General features: G+C 61.2%; 16 protein-coding genes. 13 read left to right on the top strand and 3 right to left on the bottom strand.

Features of this window, described 5'->3' with window-relative positions; translation table 11 throughout:
* Positions 1–14 precede the first annotated feature (14 nt).
* From ACYCCG_RS18710 to ACYCCG_RS18760, 11 genes are all read left to right on the top strand, one after another.
* Positions 15–2822 (top strand): LPS-assembly protein LptD, encoded by a 2808-nt coding sequence (locus ACYCCG_RS18710; RefSeq protein ID WP_459671463.1) that lies wholly within the window; start codon positions 15–17, stop codon positions 2820–2822.
* Positions 2803–4122 carry a peptidylprolyl isomerase SurA gene (gene surA / locus ACYCCG_RS18715; RefSeq protein WP_422630966.1) on the top strand — a complete coding sequence of 440 codons (1320 nt, stop codon included), beginning with the start codon at positions 2803–2805 and terminating at the stop codon, positions 4120–4122. Before ACYCCG_RS18710 ends, surA begins: the two co-directional genes overlap by 20 nt.
* Positions 4119–5108, top strand: coding sequence for a 4-hydroxythreonine-4-phosphate dehydrogenase PdxA (gene pdxA / locus ACYCCG_RS18720; protein WP_459671464.1), 990 nt, complete (start codon positions 4119–4121; stop codon positions 5106–5108). Before surA ends, pdxA begins: the two co-directional genes overlap by 4 nt.
* Entirely contained in the window at positions 5105–5908 is an 804-nt protein-coding gene (gene rsmA / locus ACYCCG_RS18725) for a 16S rRNA (adenine(1518)-N(6)/adenine(1519)-N(6))-dimethyltransferase RsmA (protein ID WP_003255558.1), read from the top strand. The genes pdxA and rsmA overlap by 4 nt, the downstream gene beginning before the upstream one ends.
* Positions 5909–6099: 191 nt before the next feature.
* Complete coding sequence (gene apaG, locus ACYCCG_RS18730) at positions 6100–6480, top strand: Co2+/Mg2+ efflux protein ApaG (protein ID WP_021782712.1); 381 nt, start codon at positions 6100–6102, stop codon at positions 6478–6480.
* Positions 6480–7346: a symmetrical bis(5'-nucleosyl)-tetraphosphatase gene (locus ACYCCG_RS18735; protein WP_209968386.1), complete on the top strand. Its 867-nt coding sequence runs from the start codon at positions 6480–6482 to the stop codon at positions 7344–7346. The genes apaG and ACYCCG_RS18735 overlap by 1 nt, the downstream gene beginning before the upstream one ends.
* Positions 7347–7360: 14 nt before the next feature.
* Positions 7361–7693 (top strand): thiosulfate sulfurtransferase GlpE, encoded by a 333-nt coding sequence (gene glpE / locus ACYCCG_RS18740; RefSeq protein ID WP_103443390.1) that lies wholly within the window; start codon positions 7361–7363, stop codon positions 7691–7693.
* A gap of 282 nt (positions 7694–7975) precedes the next feature.
* A complete protein-coding gene (locus ACYCCG_RS18745; RefSeq protein WP_252460373.1) occupies positions 7976–9898 on the top strand; it encodes a PrkA family serine protein kinase in 1923 nt (640 codons plus the stop codon).
* A 155-nt stretch (positions 9899–10053) separates the two neighbouring features.
* Positions 10054–11325 (top strand): YeaH/YhbH family protein, encoded by a 1272-nt coding sequence (locus ACYCCG_RS18750; RefSeq protein WP_176683504.1) that lies wholly within the window; start codon positions 10054–10056, stop codon positions 11323–11325.
* The gene (locus tag ACYCCG_RS18755; protein ID WP_209968390.1) at positions 11322–12890 is read left to right on the top strand and encodes a SpoVR family protein; all 1569 of its coding nucleotides are present in this window, start codon (positions 11322–11324) and stop codon (positions 12888–12890) included. Before ACYCCG_RS18750 ends, ACYCCG_RS18755 begins: the two co-directional genes overlap by 4 nt.
* Positions 12891–12945: 55 nt before the next feature.
* Positions 12946–14052 carry a multifunctional CCA addition/repair protein gene (locus ACYCCG_RS18760; RefSeq protein WP_339535919.1) on the top strand — a complete coding sequence of 369 codons (1107 nt, stop codon included), beginning with the start codon at positions 12946–12948 and terminating at the stop codon, positions 14050–14052.
* Positions 14053–14537: 485 nt separating this feature from the next.
* Here ACYCCG_RS18760 and folK read toward each other — a convergent pair whose 3' ends face one another.
* On the bottom strand, positions 14538–15047 hold the full coding sequence (gene folK, locus ACYCCG_RS18765; RefSeq protein WP_209968398.1) for a 2-amino-4-hydroxy-6-hydroxymethyldihydropteridine diphosphokinase: 510 nt from the start codon (positions 15045–15047) through the stop codon (positions 14538–14540).
* The gene (gene folB, locus ACYCCG_RS18770) at positions 15038–15394 is read right to left on the bottom strand and encodes a dihydroneopterin aldolase (protein WP_176683508.1); all 357 of its coding nucleotides are present in this window, start codon (positions 15392–15394) and stop codon (positions 15038–15040) included. Before folB ends, folK begins: the two co-directional genes overlap by 10 nt.
* Before the next feature lie 74 nt (positions 15395–15468).
* On the opposite strand from folB, the gene plsY reads away from it, so the two are divergent.
* Positions 15469–16038, top strand: coding sequence for a glycerol-3-phosphate 1-O-acyltransferase PlsY (gene plsY / locus ACYCCG_RS18775; protein WP_014589441.1), 570 nt, complete (start codon positions 15469–15471; stop codon positions 16036–16038).
* A 17-nt stretch (positions 16039–16055) separates the two neighbouring features.
* On the opposite strand, the gene tsaD is transcribed toward plsY, so the two are convergent.
* Positions 16056–17081 (bottom strand): tRNA (adenosine(37)-N6)-threonylcarbamoyltransferase complex transferase subunit TsaD, encoded by a 1026-nt coding sequence (gene tsaD, locus ACYCCG_RS18780; protein WP_209968401.1) that lies wholly within the window; start codon positions 17079–17081, stop codon positions 16056–16058.
* A 204-nt stretch (positions 17082–17285) separates the two neighbouring features.
* Here tsaD and rpsU point away from each other — a divergent pair, with 204 nt between their 5' ends.
* Positions 17286–17501 carry a 30S ribosomal protein S21 gene (gene rpsU, locus ACYCCG_RS18785; protein WP_003255575.1) on the top strand — a complete coding sequence of 72 codons (216 nt, stop codon included), beginning with the start codon at positions 17286–17288 and terminating at the stop codon, positions 17499–17501.
* Positions 17502–17505: the final 4 nt, after the last annotated feature.

The raw sequence follows: 17505 nt of genomic DNA on the forward strand, positions 1-17505 counted from the left end.
CCCGGACTAATAAGATGGCATTGAAATCCCCCGCGTTTCGTAGAAAGTTTCCGTTGCTGGTAACCGGCGGTCTGCTGGCCCTGCAACCTCTGGCCACCTCATACGTAGTGGCAGCCGAACAATTCGACTGCCAAGTGTCCGCCGCCGGTGGTTGGGACTGCAAGCCCAAAACCCCAGTCAACAACTTGCCACCGCGCCCGGTGCACGAAGGTGCAGCCGTCAGCTCCGGTACCGAAGCTGCGGGCGAAGCCGAAACTGCGGACCGGCCCATGCTGGTCACCGAGGCCAAGGGCCGTGGCCTGAGGTCGCGCAGCGAAGACTACAGCCACCTGGACTGGGTTCCGCGTGAAAAGCTCACCGCCGCACAACTGGCTGAAACCGGCCCCTACTGCGGTGGCGCGTATATCGAGCCAACCCGCCCGGGCATGGCCGACACCACGCCGAAGGACGAGTCGCCGACCTACATCAATGCCAAGGTATCCAAGTACCAGCAGGAGCAGCAGATCGCCACCCTCGCCGGTGACGTGGTGATGCGCCAGGGCAGCATGCAGGCCGAGGCCGACGAGGCCAACCTCTACCAGGCCGAAAACCGTGGCGAGCTCAAGGGCAACGTCAAGATCCGTGACAACGGTTCGCTGGTGGTCGGTGACGAGGCACAGATCCAGCTCGACACTGGCGAAGCCCAGGTCGACAACGCCGAATACGTGATGCACAAGTCGCACATCCGCGGCAATGCCCTGTACGCCAAGCGCAGCGAAAACGCCATCATCCGCCTCAAGGACGGTACGTACACCACCTGCGAACCGGGCAGCAACGCCTGGCAGCTGAAGGGCAACAACATCACCCTGAACCCGGCAACCGGTTTCGGTACCGCGACCAACGTCACGCTGCGGGTCAAGGATTTCCCGGTGTTCTACACACCGTACATCTACTTCCCGATTGACGACCGTCGCCAGTCCGGATTCCTGCCGCCATCGTTCAGCACCAGCAGCGACACCGGCTTCATGCTGGTCACGCCGTACTACTTCAACCTGGCGCCCAACTACGACGCCACGTTGTATCCGCGCTACATGGCCAAGCGCGGCCTGCTGATGGAAGGCGAGTTCCGTTACCTGACGCCTTCCAGCGAAGGCCAGTTCGGCGGCGCCTACCTGAACGACAAGAACGACGACCGCAAAGATCAGACGGATTACAAAGATCAGCGCTGGATGGTCAACTGGCAGCACAAGGGTGGCCTGGACGAACGCCTGATGACTGAGGTGGACTACACCGACATCAGCGATCCGTTCTACTTCCAGGACCTGGAGTCCGACCAGATTGGCGTGGAAAGCCGCGATTTCCTGAATCAGCAGGGTGCATTGACCTACCGGGGCGATAGCTACACCGCGCGGTTGAATGTACATGCCTACGAGATGGCTACGATCTCGCAGATCACGCCGTATGACCGCCTGCCGCAGCTGACCCTGAACGGTACGCTGCCGTTCCAGCCAGGCGGTTTGAACCTTGGGTACGAGACTGAGGCTGTTCGTTTTGATCGTGACCTGAAGGACGATTTCGTTCTGGACGAAGATGGCAATCCAGACGCCAGCGCCGGCATAGCCGGTCGCCGCCTTGACGAAAATATCTTCGGCGTAGCCCGTGCCAACGGCACCCGCCTGAACGTCGCCCCGTCCATCAGCCTGCCGATGCAGGCCAGCTACGGCTACATCACGCCGAAGCTGAAGTACATGTATACGCACTACGACCTTGACCTGGATAGCAAGGGCAAGAGCGACATTGCTGCCGCGAACGCAGACACACTGGACGTGTTCGGCGACTACAAAAGCAACCTGAACCGCGATATCCCGATTTTCAGCGTCGACAGCGGCCTGTATTTCGATCGCAACACCTCGTTGTTCGGCACCAACTACCGCCAGACCCTCGAACCGCGCATGTTCTACCTCTATGTCCCGCACAAGGACCAGATGGACATCCCGCTGTTCGATACCGGCGAAACCCTGTTCAGCTACGATTCGCTGTTCCGCGACAACCGCTTCAGCGGCACTGACCGTATCGGCGACGAAAACAAACTGTCGCTGGGCGTGACCACCCGCTGGATTGAGGAGAACGGCTTCGAGCGCCAGAACTTCAGCATCGGCCAGGCCTACTACTTCAAGGACCGCAAGGTCCAGCTGCCAGGCATCGACTACCGCACCCGCAAGGACGCGCAATCCGATGTATCGCCGTACGCGCTGGTGTACAACTACTACTTCAACCGCGACTGGCGCTTCAATTCGGACTTCAACTGGGACCCGGACAGCCGCAGCACCCGCTCGGGCAGTGCGATGTTCCACTATCAGCCTGAAGACAACCCGAACAAAATCGTCAACCTCGGTTATCGCTATCGTAACGACACCATTGCCTACGACTCGACCACGGGTACCTGGAAAGTGGGCGGCGGTGACTATGGCACCCCGGGCGATCCGAACTACATCAAGGATTACTACAAGATCCAGCAGCACGACTTCTCGGTCATCTGGCCGATCGTGCCGCAGTGGAACGTTATCGCTCGCTGGCAGCATGACTACAACCGTAACCGTACCCTGGAAGCCATGGGTGGTTTCGAATACGACAACTGCTGCTGGAAGCTGCGCCTGATCAACCGTTACTGGATCGACTACGACGATTTCAGCCAGGCCCTTCCACAGAACGAAAAAGGCGACCACGGTGTCTTCCTTCAGATCGTCCTGAAAGGCCTCGGCGGCGTAGTTGGCAACAAGGTCGAGTCTTTCCTCGACCAAGGCATTCAAGGTTACCGTGAACGTGAAGACCAAGCTTATTGATCGTCTGCGCCCAGTGTTGCTGGGCGCCGCTTTACTGAGTGGCGCGGTGCATGCCGCGGTGCAACCTCTTGATCGCGTGGTGGCTATCGTCGACAACGACGTGGTCATGCAAAGCCAGCTGGAACAGCGTGTCCATGAGGTGCAGCAAACCATCGCCAAGCGCGGCGGCGGCGTACCGCCGACCAGCGCCCTGGAACCGCAGGTACTGGAACGCCTGATCGTCGAGAACCTGCAACTGCAGATCGGCGAGCGCTCCGGCATCCGCATCACCGACGAAGAGCTGAACCAGGCCATTGGCACCATTGCCCAGCGCAATGGCATGTCGCTGGACCAGTTCCGCGCGGCGCTGGCCCGGGACGGCCTGTCGTTCGACGACGCTCGCGAGCAGGTCAAGCGCGAGATGATCATCAGCCGCGTGCGCCAGCGCCGCGTTGCCGAACGCATTCAGGTGTCCGAGCAGGAAGTGAAGAACTTCCTGGCCTCGGACCTGGGCAAGATGCAGATGTCGGAAGAGTACCGCCTGGCCAACATCCTCATTCCGACCCCGGAAGCCGCCAACTCGGCCGACATCCAGAAGGCTGCGCGCAAGGTTGGTGACGTGTACCAGCAACTGCGCCAGGGCGCCGACTTCGGCCAGATGGCGATTGCCAACTCGGCCAGCGAAAACGCCCTGGAAGGCGGCGAGATGGGCTGGCGTAAAGCCGGTCAGTTGCCACCCGACTTCGCCAAGATGCTCAGCAGCATGCCGGTGGGCGAAATTACCCAGCCTATTCGCATCCCCAACGGCTTCATCATCCTCAAGCTCGAGGAAAAGCGCGGTGGCAGCGAGAACGTGCTGCGTGACGAAGTGCATGTACGCCACATCCTGATCAAGCCAAGCGAGATCCGCAGCGAGGCGGCCACCAAGCAGCTGGCCGAGCGCCTGTACGAGCGGATCAAGAGCGGCGAAGACTTCGGCGAACTGGCCAAGAGCTTCTCTGAAGACCCGGGTTCGGCACTCAATGGCGGCGACCTCAACTGGGTCGATCCGAACAGCCTGGTACCGGAGTTCCGTGAACAGATGGCCAATGCCCAGCAAGGCGTAGTGACCAAACCGTTCAAGACCCAGTACGGCTGGCACGTTCTGGAAGTGCTGGGCCGCCGCGCCACCGACAGCACCGAGCAGGCCCGCGAACAGCAGGCCCTGAGCGTACTGCGCAATCGCAAGTACGACGAAGAGCTGCAAACCTGGCTGCGCCAGATCCGCGACGAAGCCTACGTTGAAATCAAGCTGCCTGGCGCCGACCAGGCTGCCCAGTGAAGCCCCTGCGCTTCGCCGTCACCCCCGGCGAGCCGGCCGGCATAGGCCCCGACCTGTGCCTGCTGCTCGCCGCAGACGCCCAGCCCCACCCCCTGATCGCCATCACCAGCCGTGACCTGCTCGCCGAGCGGGCCACGCAGCTGGGGCTGGCCGTCAGCCTGCTGCCGGTAGCCCCGGGCCAATGGCCTGACCGCCCTGCCCCCGCGGGGAGCCTGTACGTCTGGGATACCCCTCTGGCGGCCCCGGTGGTGCCAGGCCAGCTCGACAAGGCCAACGCAGCGTTCGTGCTGGAAACCCTGACCCGCGCCGGGCAAGGCTGCCTGGACGGGCACTTCGCCGGGATGATCACTGCCCCGGTACACAAGGGTGTGATCAACGAAAGCGGTATCGCCTTTTCCGGGCATACCGAATTCCTTGCCGAACTGACCCGCACCGCACAAGTGGTAATGATGCTGGCTACCCGCGGCCTGCGCGTGGCCCTGGTGACTACGCACCTGCCACTGCGTGATATTGCCGACGCTATCACTGCCGAGCGCGTCGAACGTGTAACCCGTATCCTGCATGCCGATATGCGCGACAAGTTCGGCATTGCCAACCCGCGTATCCTCGTGTGCGGCCTCAACCCGCACGCGGGCGAGGACGGCCACCTGGGCCGCGAAGAAATCGACATCATCGAGCCGACCCTGGCCCGCCTGCGCACCGAAGGCATGGACCTGCGCGGGCCGCTGCCGGCCGATACCCTGTTTACCCCCAAATATCTGGAGCACTGCGATGCGGTGCTGGCGATGTACCACGACCAGGGCCTCCCCGTACTCAAGTACAAAGGCTTCGGCGCTGCAGTGAACGTGACCTTGGGCCTGCCAATCATCCGCACGTCGGTTGACCACGGCACCGCCCTGGACCTGGCCGGCACTGGCAAAGTCGACACCGGCAGCCTGCGCGTCGCTCTGGAAACCGCCTACCAGATGGCCGAGAACCGACCATGAACGAGCAATACCAACACCGGGCGCGCAAGCGCTTCGGCCAGAACTTCCTGCACGACGCCGGTATCATCGACCGCATCCTGCGTGCCATCAACGCCAAGGCCGGCGAACACCTGCTGGAAATCGGCCCGGGCCAGGGCGCCCTGACCGAAGGCCTGCTGGGCAGCGGTGCACAGTTGGACGTGGTGGAGCTGGACAAAGACCTGGTGCCGATCCTGCAGCACAAGTTCGCCGATCGCAGCAACTTCCGCCTGCACCAGGGTGACGCCCTGAAGTTCGACTTCAACCAGCTGGGCGTACCGCCGCGCAGCCTCAAGGTGGTTGGCAACCTGCCCTACAACATCTCCACCCCGCTGATCTTCCACCTGCTAAGCCACGCCGGGCTGATCCGCGACATGCATTTCATGCTGCAGAAGGAAGTGGTCGAGCGCATGGCCGCCGGCCCTGGCGGCGGTGACTGGGGGCGCTTGTCGATCATGGTGCAGTACCACTGCCGCGTGGAGCACCTGTTCAATGTCGGCCCTGGTGCCTTCAACCCGCCCCCGAAAGTGGATTCGGCGATCGTCCGCCTGGTGCCGCACGAAGTGCTGCCGTTCCCGGCCAAGGACCACCTGCTGCTGGAGCGTGTCGTTCGCGAAGCGTTCAACCAGCGCCGCAAGACCCTGCGCAACACCATGAAGGGCCTGCTGGACAGCGCCGCCATCGAGGCTGCCGGCGTTGATGGCAGCCTGCGCCCTGAACAGCTCGACCTGGCAGCCTTCGTGCGCCTGGCTGACCAACTGGCGGATCAGCAACAAGCCTGATTTAGCCCGTACCGGCCTCTTCGCGGGCCACAAGGGATCGCACAACCCTCAAATCCTGTGCGAACCCTTGTAGGAGCGGGTTTACCCGCGAAGAGGCCGGCACAGCCCCCCCAAAGCCCGATCACCGCTGGCCCTCCCCCCTTCCAATGGCCTAGACTGCATTATTGCGTCAGTTCGCCCAAGGCCCTTGCATGTCCGACCCCCGCTATCAAATCGACGTCAGCGTCGTGACCCGCTACCTGAAAGAACAATCCGACCCCGAAAACAGTCGTTTCGCGTTCGCCTACACCATTACCGTGCAGAACAACGGTTCGCTCACGGCCAAGTTGCTGTCGCGCCACTGGCTGATCACCAACGGTGACGGCGAGGTAGAGGAAGTACGCGGCGCCGGCGTGGTCGGCCAGCAACCCAACATAGACCCTGGCCAAAGCCATACTTACAGCAGTGGTGCCGTCATCAGCACCCGCGTTGGCACCATGCAGGGCAGCTACCAGATGTTCGCCGAAGACGGTAAGCGCTTCGACGCCGAAATTGCCCCCTTCCGCCTGGCAGTGCCCGGGGCGCTGCACTGATGGCAACCTACGCCGTCGGTGACCTGCAGGGCTGCCTGCAGCCACTCAAATGCCTGCTCGATCGCGTCAGTTTCAACCCCGCCGTCGACCGCCTGTGGCTGGTCGGCGACCTGGTCAACCGCGGCCCCGAGTCACTGGAAACCCTGCGCTTCCTGTACTCGATCCGTCATTCACTGGTCTGCGTGCTGGGCAACCATGACCTGCACCTGCTGGCCGCCTGGCATAACGTCGAGCGCCTCAAGAAAAGCGACACACTGCGCGAGATCATCGAAGCGCCGGACGCCGACCAGTTGTTCGACTGGCTGCGCCAGCAAAAGCTGCTGCATTACGACGAGCCCCGCGGCATCGCCCTGGTTCACGCCGGCATACCGCCACAATGGACCCTTGGCAAAGCCCTGGAACTCGCCGCCGAGGTCGAGGAAGTGCTGCGTGACGACACCCGCCTGCAGCTGTATCTCGACGGCATGTACGGCAACGAGCCGAACAAGTGGCGCAAGAACCTCGCCGGCGTCGAACGCCTGCGGGTCATCACCAACTACTTCACCCGCATGCGCTTCTGCACTGCCGATGGCAAACTCGACCTCAAGAGCAAGGAAGGCCTGGGTAGCGCGCCCAAAGGCTACAAAGCCTGGTACGCGCACAAGGACCGTCGCTCACGCCACGTGAAGATCATCTTTGGCCATTGGGCCGCTCTGCAGGGTGAGGTCACCGAGCCCGACGTCATCGCCCTGGACACTGGCTGCGTGTGGGGCGGCGCCATGACCCTGTACAACGTCGACAGCGGCGAATATCACCGCTGCGACTGTGCCGACGGCGGCACCCTGCGCCAGCCGGCACAACCCACTACACTCAACGACCACACCTGAAGGAAGCAGTACCCATGAGCGAATTCAAGCGCATCCCTCCTGAGCAGGCCTTGGAGCTTCGCAAGAAAGACGGAGCGGTCGTGGTCGACATTCGCGACCCGCAGGCCTTCGCCGCCGGCCACATCACCGGCGCCCGGCATCTGGATAACCACTCGGTCGCCGATTTCATCCGCAACGCCGACCTCGATGCGCCGACCCTGGTGGTCTGCTATCACGGCAATTCCAGCCAAAGCGCTGCCGCCTATCTGGTCGGCCAGGGCTTCTCCGACGTGTACAGCGTGGACGGCGGCTTCGAACTGTGGCGCGCGACCTATCCGGCCGAGACCGCCCAGGGCAACGCTGAATAATTTTTTATTTTCCCCTGCAGCCCGTGCCCCGCGCGGGCTTGCGGCTTATCTGACGAACGGTCGTTCGTAACTTCTGCGTTTCTCGCCCCTTGACCTTGCAGATAACCAACTACGCTTAAGCTCAGGCCATCCAAAAAGGGGAGAGCCGGTACACCGGCGTGCGGGTCATCGGTAGCGTTACAGGGTGTTCTGGGGGGTATACAGCAATCGGCCAACCCGGTTGCATGCCAGCATCAGCTGACTGATCCGGCGTCGTCTCCACGTATCGAGCGAGGTGACGTCATGAGTATTTTTAGCCACTTCCAACAACGTTTCGAGTCAACGCGCCAGGAAGAACTCTCGCTGCAGGAGTACCTCGAGCTGTGCAAAGAGGATCGCAGTGCCTACGCATCGGCGGCCGAACGGCTGTTGCTGGCCATCGGTGAGCCAGAGCTGATCGACACCTCAACCAACTCCAGGCTGTCGCGAATCTTCTCCAACAAGGTTATCCGCCGCTATCCGGCCTTTGCCGACTTCCATGGCATGGAAGAGTGCATCGACCAGATCGTGTCGTACTTCCGCCACGCCGCCCAAGGCCTGGAAGAGAAGAAACAGATCCTCTATCTGCTGGGCCCGGTAGGCGGCGGCAAGTCCTCGCTGGCGGAAAAACTCAAGCAGCTGATGGAAAAGGTGCCGTTCTACGCCATCAAGGGCTCGCCGGTATTCGAGTCACCTCTGGGCTTGTTCAATGCCACCGAAGATGGGGCCATTCTCGAGGAAGAGTTCGGCATCCCACGGCGCTACCTCAACACCATCATGTCGCCTTGGGCCACCAAGCGCCTGCAGGAATTTGGCGGTGACATCTCCAAGTTCAAGGTGGTGAAGCTGTACCCGTCGATTCTTAACCAGATCGCCATTGCCAAGACCGAACCCGGCGATGAAAACAACCAGGACATTTCTGCCCTGGTCGGCAAGGTCGATATCCGCAAACTTGAGGAATACCCACAGAACGACGCCGATGCTTATAGCTACTCGGGCGCGCTGTGCCGGGCCAACCAGGGCCTGATGGAATTCGTCGAAATGTTCAAGGCGCCGATCAAGGTCCTGCACCCCTTGCTCACCGCCACCCAGGAAGGCAACTACAACAGTACCGAAGGCCTTGGGGCGATCCCCTATACCGGTATTCTGTTGGCGCACTCCAACGAATCGGAGTGGCACACCTTCCGCAACAACAAGAACAACGAAGCGTTCATCGACAGGATCTATATCGTCAAGGTGCCGTACTGCCTGCGGGTCAGCGATGAAATCAAGATCTACGACAAGTTGCTGATCAACAGCTCGCTGTCCAAGGCCCACTGTGCGCCAGACACGCTCAAGATGTTGGCTCAGTTCACTGTGCTTTCGCGCCTGAAAGAGCCAGAGAACTCCAATATCTATTCCAAAATGCGCGTTTACGACGGGGAAAACCTCAAGGACACCGATCCAAAGGCCAAGTCGATCCAGGAATACCGGGACACCGCAGGTGTCGACGAAGGCATGAACGGCCTGTCGACTCGCTTCGCCTTCAAGATCCTGTCCAAGGTGTTCAACTTCGACCCACACGAAATTGCCGCCAACCCGGTGCACCTGCTGTATGTGCTCGAACAGCAGATCGAACAGGAACAGTTCCCGGCTGAGGTGCGCGAACGCTATCTGCGCTACCTGAAGGAATACCTGGCGCCGCGCTACATCGAGTTTATCGGCAAGGAAATCCAGACCGCCTACCTGGAGTCCTACAGCGAATACGGCCAGAACATCTTCGACCGCTACGTGCTGTATGCAGACTTCTGGATCCAGGATCAGGAATACCGTGACCCGGAAACCGGCGAAATTCTCAACCGCATTGCGCTCAACGAAGAACTGGAGAAGATCGAGAAACCGGCTGGCATCAGCAACCCGAAAGACTTCCGCAACGAGATCGTCAACTTCGTACTGCGCGCACGCGCCAACAACAATGGCAAAAATCCAAGCTGGCTGAGTTATGAAAAGCTACGGGTCGTGATCGAGAAGAAAATGTTCTCCAACACCGAAGACCTGCTGCCTGTCATCAGCTTCAACGCCAAGGCCAGCAAAGAGGACCAGAAGAAACACAACGACTTCGTCACCCGGATGGTGGAGCGTGGCTATACCGACAAACAGGTGCGCCTGCTGTCGGAATGGTACCTGCGGGTCAGGAAATCGCAATAAAGCGGCAAGCTACTAGCCGCAAGCTGCAAGCTGCCTAGCGCGGGCATTACGGCCCGCGTCACAGCTTGCGGCGGCGGTGGCTGCTCTTTCTTGCAGCTTGAAGCTTGTGGCTTGCAGCTTGTGGGTTGCAGCTGCATCCAGTCACCGGAGGGACCATGAGCTACGTTATAGACCGACGCCTGAACGGCAAGAACAAGAGCACGGTCAACCGCCAACGCTTTCTGCGGCGGTACCGCGAACATATCAAGAAGGCCGTCGAAGAGGCGGTGAGCCGCCGTTCCATCATGGATATGGAACACGGCGAGCAGATCAGTATTCCCGGGCGCGACATCGACGAACCGGTCTTGCATCATGGTCGTGGGGGCAAACAGACCATCGTGCACCCTGGCAACAAAGAATTCACTGCCGGTGAACACATCCCACGGCCGCAAGGCGGTGGAGGTGGTGGCGGTCGCGGCAAGGCCGGCAATTCCGGCGAAGGCATGGACGAGTTCGTCTTCCAGATCACCCAGGAAGAATTTCTCGAATTCATGTTCGAAGACCTTGAGCTACCCAACCTGGTCAAACGTCACCTGACTGGCGCCGACACCTTCAAGACTGTTCGCGCCGGCATCGCCAACGAAGGCAACCCGTCACGCATCAACATCGTGCGCACCCTGCGCTCGGCCCATGCCCGCCGTATCGCCCTGACCGGCAGCAGCCGCGCGCTGCTGCGCGAAGCACAAAAGGAACTCAACCGCCTGCGGGTCGAAGAGCCGGACAATTTCACCGATATCCAGGAAATCGAACAGGAAATCGAGCGCCTGAAAGCGCGTATCAACCGCCTGCCCTTCCTCGACACCTTCGACCTCAAGTACAACCTGCTGGTCAAGCAACCCAACCCAAGCTCGAAGGCAGTGATGTTCTGCCTGATGGACGTATCCGGCTCGATGACCCAGGCCACCAAGGACATCGCAAAGCGCTTCTTCATCCTGCTGTACCTGTTCCTCAAGCGTAACTACGAGCGCATCGAAGTCGTGTTCATTCGCCATCACACCAGCGCCCGGGAAGTCGACGAAGAAGAATTCTTCTATTCGCGGGAAACCGGCGGCACCATCGTCTCCAGTGCCCTCAAGCTGATGCAGGAAATCATGGCCGAGCGCTACCCGGCCAGCGACTGGAACATTTATGCCGCGCAGGCTTCTGATGGTGACAACTGGAACGACGACTCGCCCATCTGCCGCGACATCCTCTCCAAACAGATCATGCCGCATGTGCAGTACTACACTTACGTTGAGATCACCCCCCGTGAACACCAGGCGCTGTGGTATGAGTACGAGCGTATCGGCGATGCTTTCCCCGACACGTTCGCCCAACAGCAGCTGGTATCGGCCGGCGACATCTACCCGGTCTTCCGTGAACTCTTCCAGCGCAGGTTAGCCACATGACCGCCAGAGCACAGAGACGCCAACCCATTTCCACTGGGTCCGAGTGGACGTTCGAGCTGATCCAGACCTACGACCGGGAAATCAGCCGTCTGGCCGAGCGTTACGCCCTGGACACCTACCCCAACCAGATCGAGGTAATCACTGCCGAGCAGATGATGGACGCCTACGCCTCGGTCGGCATGCCGCTGGGCTACCACCACTGGTCCTACGGCAAGCAGTTCCTCAGCACGGAAAAGTCCTATAGCCGCGGCCAAATGGGTCTGGCCTACGAGATCGTGATCAACTCCGACCCTTGTATCGCCTACCTGATGGAAGAAAACACCATGTGCATGCAGGCACTGGTGATTGCCCACGCCTGCTACGGCCATAACAGTTTTTTCAAAGGCAATTACCTGTTCCGCACCTGGACTGACGCGAGCTCGATCATCGACTATCTGGTGTTCGCCAAGCAGTACATCGCCCAGTGCGAAGAGCGCCACGGTATCGATGCAGTGGAGGACTTGATCGACTCCTGCCATGCCCTGATGAACTACGGTGTCGACCGCTACAAGCGGCCCTATCCTATTTCTGCCGAAGAAGAGCGGCGCCGGCAACAGGAGCGCGAAGAGCATCTTCAGCGTCAGATCAACGATCTTTGGCGGACAATTCCGAAAAACGCCGAAAAGGGTAACGACCGCGATGAGGGGCGCTTCCCCGCCGAACCGCAGGAAAACATCCTGTATTTCATCGAGAAGAACGCCCCGCTGCTTGAACCCTGGCAACGTGAGGTCGTGCGCATCGTGCGCAAGATCGCCCAGTACTTCTACCCGCAGCGCCAGACCCAGGTCATGAATGAAGGTTGGGCAACCTTCTGGCACTACACCCTGATGAACGACCTGTACGATGAGGGGCTGATTACCGAAGGCTTCATGATGGAGTTCTTGCAGTCGCACACCAGCGTGGTGTTCCAGCCCGGCTTCGACAGCCCGTACTACAGCGGCATCAACCCCTACGCGCTGGGCTTTGCGATGTACACCGACATCCGCCGCATGTGCGAAAACCCCACCGAGGAAGATCGCCACTGGTTCCCCGACATTGCCGGCAGCGACTGGCTTTCTACCATCAAGTTCGCCATGAGCAGCTTCAAGGACGAGAGCTTCATCCTGCAGTACCTGTCGCCCAAAGTGATGCGCGACCTCAAGCTGTTCAGCATCCTCGATGACGACCAACGCGACGACCTGCTGGTGCCCGCCATCCATGATGAAGCCGGTTACCGGGTGATTCGGGAGCAGTTGGCAGCGCAGTACAACCTCGGCAACCGTGAACCGAACGTGCAGATCTGGAGCGTCGACCGCCGCGGAGACCGCTCGCTGACCCTGCGACACCAGCAACACAACCGCAAACCGCTGGGCGACTCGACCGACGAAGTGCTCAAGCACCTGCATCGTCTGTGGGGTTTCGATATCCACCTGGAGACCGTGCAGGGCGAGCAAGTGATGAATACTCACCACATGCCGCCGCGCGGCGAGCATAGCGAAAGCGCCGACTACGGCCGCATGGACCTGGCCGTTATCCACCACCTCTGATGCAACCCCATGACCGCCGACGGGTTATCCTGTCGGCAGTTATGGAGAGCTGCACATGCACATTTACAAAGTTGGCGGCGCCGTGCGCGACCGCCTGCTCGGCCGCCCTGTCAGCGATATCGACTGGCTGGTGGTGGGCGCCACCGTCGAAGAAATGCTCGCCAAGGGCTATCGGCCGGTAGGTGCCGATTTCCCGGTGTTCCTGCACCCGAAAACCGGCGAGGAATACGCCCTGGCGCGCACCGAGCGCAAGAGCGGGCGAGGCTACGGCGGGTTCACTTTTCACGCCAGCCCCGACGTAACCCTGGAAGAAGACCTGATCCGTCGCGACCTCACCATCAATGCGATGGCCGAGGATGAGGCGGGCACGGTCTACGACCCCTACCAAGGCAAGAAAGATCTGGATCAACGCCTGCTACGCCATGTTTCCCCGGCATTCTCCGAGGATCCATTGCGCGTGCTGCGTGTTGCACGCTTTGCTGCCCGCTACGCACCCTTGGGGTTCCGGGTTGCCGATGACACCTTGGCGCTGATGCGCCAGATCAGCGCCTCGGGAGAACTACAGGCACTCACTGCCGAGCGCAGCTGGAAGGAAATCGAGCGCGCGCTGATGGAAGCGCAACCGCAGGTGTTCTTCAAGATAATGAGCGCGTGCGGGGCCCTGCAGGAGCTACTGCCTGAGCTTGATGACGGCTCCCGGACACTGTCGGCGCTGGAGCAGGCAGCGGCGCACGAACAACCGCTGCACGTGCGCTGGGCCTGCCTGTTGCGCGGGTTGGCACCGACATCGATCAAAACCGTCAATCAGCGCCTGAAGGCACCGCGTGAGTGCCAGGAACTGGCCATGCTGACAGGGGAATGCCTGGCGCAGGGCAATCAGGCGCTCGAACTGCCTGCCACGGCACTGCTGGAGCTGTTGCAGAAGTTCGATGTCTACCGACGGCCGCAGCGGTTCGAGGATTTTGTGGTCGTTTGCGAGATGGCGGCGTTGGGCGATGGCGAGCAGGGTTACCCACAGGCCGATTACCTGCGAGGCGCAGCAGCGGCGGCGCGAGCGGTGGATGTGAAGCCGTTGGTGCAAGCCGGGTTCACGGGCAAGGCCCTGGGCGAAGCACTCAAAGGTGAGCGGCTGAAAGCGCTCGAGGCTTACCAGCGCGGCTAGACATACCCGCCTCTTCGCGGCTGAAGCCGCTGTAGGAGCGGGTTCACCCGCGAAAGGGCCGGGCCTGCTGGCCAATTTCCACCCGCTGTTCAGCGTCGCAGCCGCCACCGTATTCGCGGGTAAACCCGCTCCTACAGGGGCACACATCAGAGGTTGGGCACAGGCCGTTGTAGGAGCGGGTTCACCCGCGAAAGGGCCGGGCCTGCTGGCCAATTTCCACCCGCTGTTCACCGTCGCAGCCGCCACCGTATTCGCGGGTAAACCCGCTCCTACAGGGGCACACATCAAGGGCTGGGCACAGGCCGTTGTAGGAGCGGGTTCACCCGCGAAAGGGCCGGGCCCTGCGGGCCAATTTCCACCCGCTGTTCACCGTCGCAGCCACCACCGTATTCGCGGGTAAACCCGCTCCTACAGGGGGCACACATCAAGGGCTGGGCACAGGCCGTTGTAGGAGCGGGTTTACCCGCGAAGAGGCCGATACAGGCTTAAGCGGGCGTCAACTGCAACCCGCGCCACTCAAAGGCGACCGGGGCGAGTACCTGATCGATCTGCGCTTCCTGCCACAGCTGCGCCATCCGTTTGCCCACCCCCGGATGCACCAGGTCGGGCGCCAGCAACGACAGCGGCCACAGCACAAAGGCGTTCTTCAGGATCTCGGCCCGGGGCAGCACCAGCCCATCGAAGGTACCGTGCAAATCGCCATACATCAGCACGTCGATATCCAGCGGCAACCCCTTGCGGTCCGGTGCATAGCGGCCATTGTCGGCCTCGATGAACTTCAGCCGGCGGTCCAGCTCGATCAACGGCAACGCGGTTTGCCCGGTCACCACGAAGTTGATGAACGGCCCGCTCTTGATGCCCACCGCCTGGCTTTCGAAGGCCGGCGAACAGCGCATGTCAGTCAGGATGCCAGCCAACGCATCGAGCCCGGCGCACAAATGCGCCTCACGGTCGATGTTGCTGCCCAGTCCCAGGTAAACCGTGCTCAGAGACATCCGCGCTCGATCTCCACGCCTACACCACCAAGGGCCGCCGGCACCGCGCCCGGCTTGGTCAGCTTCAACCGCACCCAGGGGATGTGGAACTCGTCCATCAGGGTTGCCACCAGGCGCTCGGCAAATGTCTCAACCAGCTCGAAACGGGCCTGTTCGGCAAACGCCTGGATGCGCGCCGACACACTGGCATAGTCCAGCGCCAGGTTCAGGTCGTCTCCGGCGGCGGCCGGGCGGTTGTCCCAGGCAAAGCTCAGGTCCAGGCGCAAGCACTGGCGAATATCCCGCTCCCAGTCATAGGCACCGATGACGGTATCGACTTCCAGGCCTTCGATGAACACTCTGTCCAAGCACTTCTCTCCACAGCACGACAAGGGCGACTGGCGCCGTTAGAATCAGGGCGTCCTCGCCCGGAATAGTTAGCATGTTTTGGTTACTGGCGTTGCTCGCCTACCTGCTCGGCTCGCTGTCCTTCGCCATTGTTCTCAGCCGCCTCTCGGGCAGCCCGGACCCGCGTTCCAGCGGTTCAGGCAATGCCGGCGCCACCAACATGCTACGCCTGGCAGGCCGTAAACTGGCGATCCTGACCCTGCTAGGCGACCTGTGCAAGGGCCTTTTGCCGGTATTGCTCGCCCGCGCTGCCGGGCTGGACCTGCACGCGCAGGCCTGGGTGGGCATATGCGCGGTGCTGGGCCATCTGTTCCCCCTGTACTTCCGTTTCAAGGGCGGCAAGGGCGTGGCGACAGCAGCCGGCATGCTCATGGGCCTGTATTTCCCGGCAGCGCTGCTGGCCATCGGCGCCTGGCTGCTGACCTTCTACCTCACGCGCACCAGCTCACTGGCGGCACTGATTGCCACGCCACTCACCTTGCCGTTGCTGGCCTGGCGCGAGCCGGAGGCCCTGCTACCGATCAGCGTACTGACAGTGATGATCGTGTGGCGCCACCGCAACAACCTGCGCGACTTGTTTGCAGGGCGCGAACGCCACTTCTGAACCTTCGACGCCCTACCTTACAGCGGCGGCAACTGCTCCATCGGCCAGCGTGCCTGCACGCTGATCCCCAGGTCTTGCTGCTGCCCGGCCAACAGGCGCTGGCAACCGGCATAGGCGATCATCGCACCATTGTCGGTACAGAATTGCGGGCGCGCGTAGTACACGTTGCCCTTGATGCTACCGAGCATGTCCTCCAGGGACGCGCGCAGGGCCTTGTTGGCACTCACGCCACCCGCGATGACCAGGCGCTTTAGGCCGGTCTGCTTGAGCGCCCGCTTGCACTTGATGGTCAAAGTCTCCACCACCGCCTGCTGGAATGCCAGAGACAGGTCGCAACGGGTTTGCTCACTGTCGTCGCCAGCATTCTTGCATTGCTGCCAGGTGTTCAGGGCGAAGGTCTTGAGGCCACTGAAGCTGAATTCCAGGCCTGGCCGATCGGTCATTGGCCGTGGGAACACGAAGCGCCCGGCCACACCTTGTTCGGCCAGACGCGCGATTTCCGGACCACCGGGATAATTGAGGCCGATCAGCTTGGCGGTCTTGTCGAACGCTTCACCGGCAGCGTCGTCCAGGCTCTCGCCCAACAGTTCGTACTGACCGATGCCATCGACCCGGACCAGCTGGGTATGGCCACCGGAAACCAACAAAGCGACGAACGGAAACTCCGGCGGGTTTTCTTCCAGCATGGGCGCCAGCAGGTGGCCCTCCATGTGATGCACACCGATCGCCGGGATGTCCCAGGCAAAGGCCAGCGCCTGGGCGCAGGATGCGCCCACCAGCAAGGCGCCGACCAGGCCGGGGCCCGCGGTGTAGGCGATGGCGTCGATTTCGGTGGCAACGCAACCTGCCTCGTCCAGCACCTGGCGGATGAGCGGCAGCATGCGCTTGACGTGATCACGCGAGGCAAGCTCAGGCACCACGCCACCGAAGGCGCGGTGCAGGTCGATCTGGCTGAACAGTGCGTCGGCCAACAAACCGCGTTCACTGTCGTATAATGCGACGCCAGTTTCGTCGCAGGATGTTTCCAATCCCAGTACTAGCATGGGCTCGTCCCTTGTGGGGGCTGAATTCGAAGCCGCGCATGATAGTCCCCGTGTCGGGTGCCGACCAGCGGTTTTCGATCAGAGGCTTTGCATTCCGGCTTGCTAAGGGTTAACATCCGCAACCCTTGAAAACCGACGTTCTCCAGCACACCTTTGTTTTGCCAGGAGCACGTCTACCCCGGTAATGAATTAAGGTAGCCCTGGATGCCAGCCGTCAAAGTTAAAGAGAACGAACCCTTCGACGTAGCTCTGCGTCGTTTCAAGCGCTCCTGCGAAAAAGCCGGTGTACTGGCTGAAGTTCGTAGCCGCGAGTTTTACGAGAAGCCGACCGCAGAGCGTAAGCGCAAAGCAGCTGCTGCTGTTAAGCGTCACGCCAAGAAAGTTCAGCGCGAACAGCGCCGCGCCGTTCGTCTGTACTAATACA

The organism is Pseudomonas sp. VEM90 (assembly GCF_054611535.1).

Coding starts and splice junctions, on each gene's coding strand:
- ACYCCG_RS18710 (WP_459671463.1), top strand. CDS start 15: ATGGCATTGAAATCCCCCGCGTTTCGTAGAAAGTTTCCGTTGCTGGTA.
- rsmA (WP_003255558.1), top strand. CDS start 5,105: ATGAACGAGCAATACCAACACCGGGCGCGCAAGCGCTTCGGCCAGAAC.
- apaG (WP_021782712.1), top strand. CDS start 6,100: ATGTCCGACCCCCGCTATCAAATCGACGTCAGCGTCGTGACCCGCTAC.
- ACYCCG_RS18735 (WP_209968386.1), top strand. CDS start 6,480: ATGGCAACCTACGCCGTCGGTGACCTGCAGGGCTGCCTGCAGCCACTC.
- glpE (WP_103443390.1), top strand. CDS start 7,361: ATGAGCGAATTCAAGCGCATCCCTCCTGAGCAGGCCTTGGAGCTTCGC.
- ACYCCG_RS18745 (WP_252460373.1), top strand. CDS start 7,976: ATGAGTATTTTTAGCCACTTCCAACAACGTTTCGAGTCAACGCGCCAG.
- ACYCCG_RS18750 (WP_176683504.1), top strand. CDS start 10,054: ATGAGCTACGTTATAGACCGACGCCTGAACGGCAAGAACAAGAGCACG.
- ACYCCG_RS18755 (WP_209968390.1), top strand. CDS start 11,322: ATGACCGCCAGAGCACAGAGACGCCAACCCATTTCCACTGGGTCCGAG.
- ACYCCG_RS18760 (WP_339535919.1), top strand. CDS start 12,946: ATGCACATTTACAAAGTTGGCGGCGCCGTGCGCGACCGCCTGCTCGGC.
- folK (WP_209968398.1), bottom strand. CDS start 15,047: ATGTCTCTGAGCACGGTTTACCTGGGACTGGGCAGCAACATCGACCGT.
- plsY (WP_014589441.1), top strand. CDS start 15,469: ATGTTTTGGTTACTGGCGTTGCTCGCCTACCTGCTCGGCTCGCTGTCC.
- tsaD (WP_209968401.1), bottom strand. CDS start 17,081: ATGCTAGTACTGGGATTGGAAACATCCTGCGACGAAACTGGCGTCGCA.
- rpsU (WP_003255575.1), top strand. CDS start 17,286: ATGCCAGCCGTCAAAGTTAAAGAGAACGAACCCTTCGACGTAGCTCTG.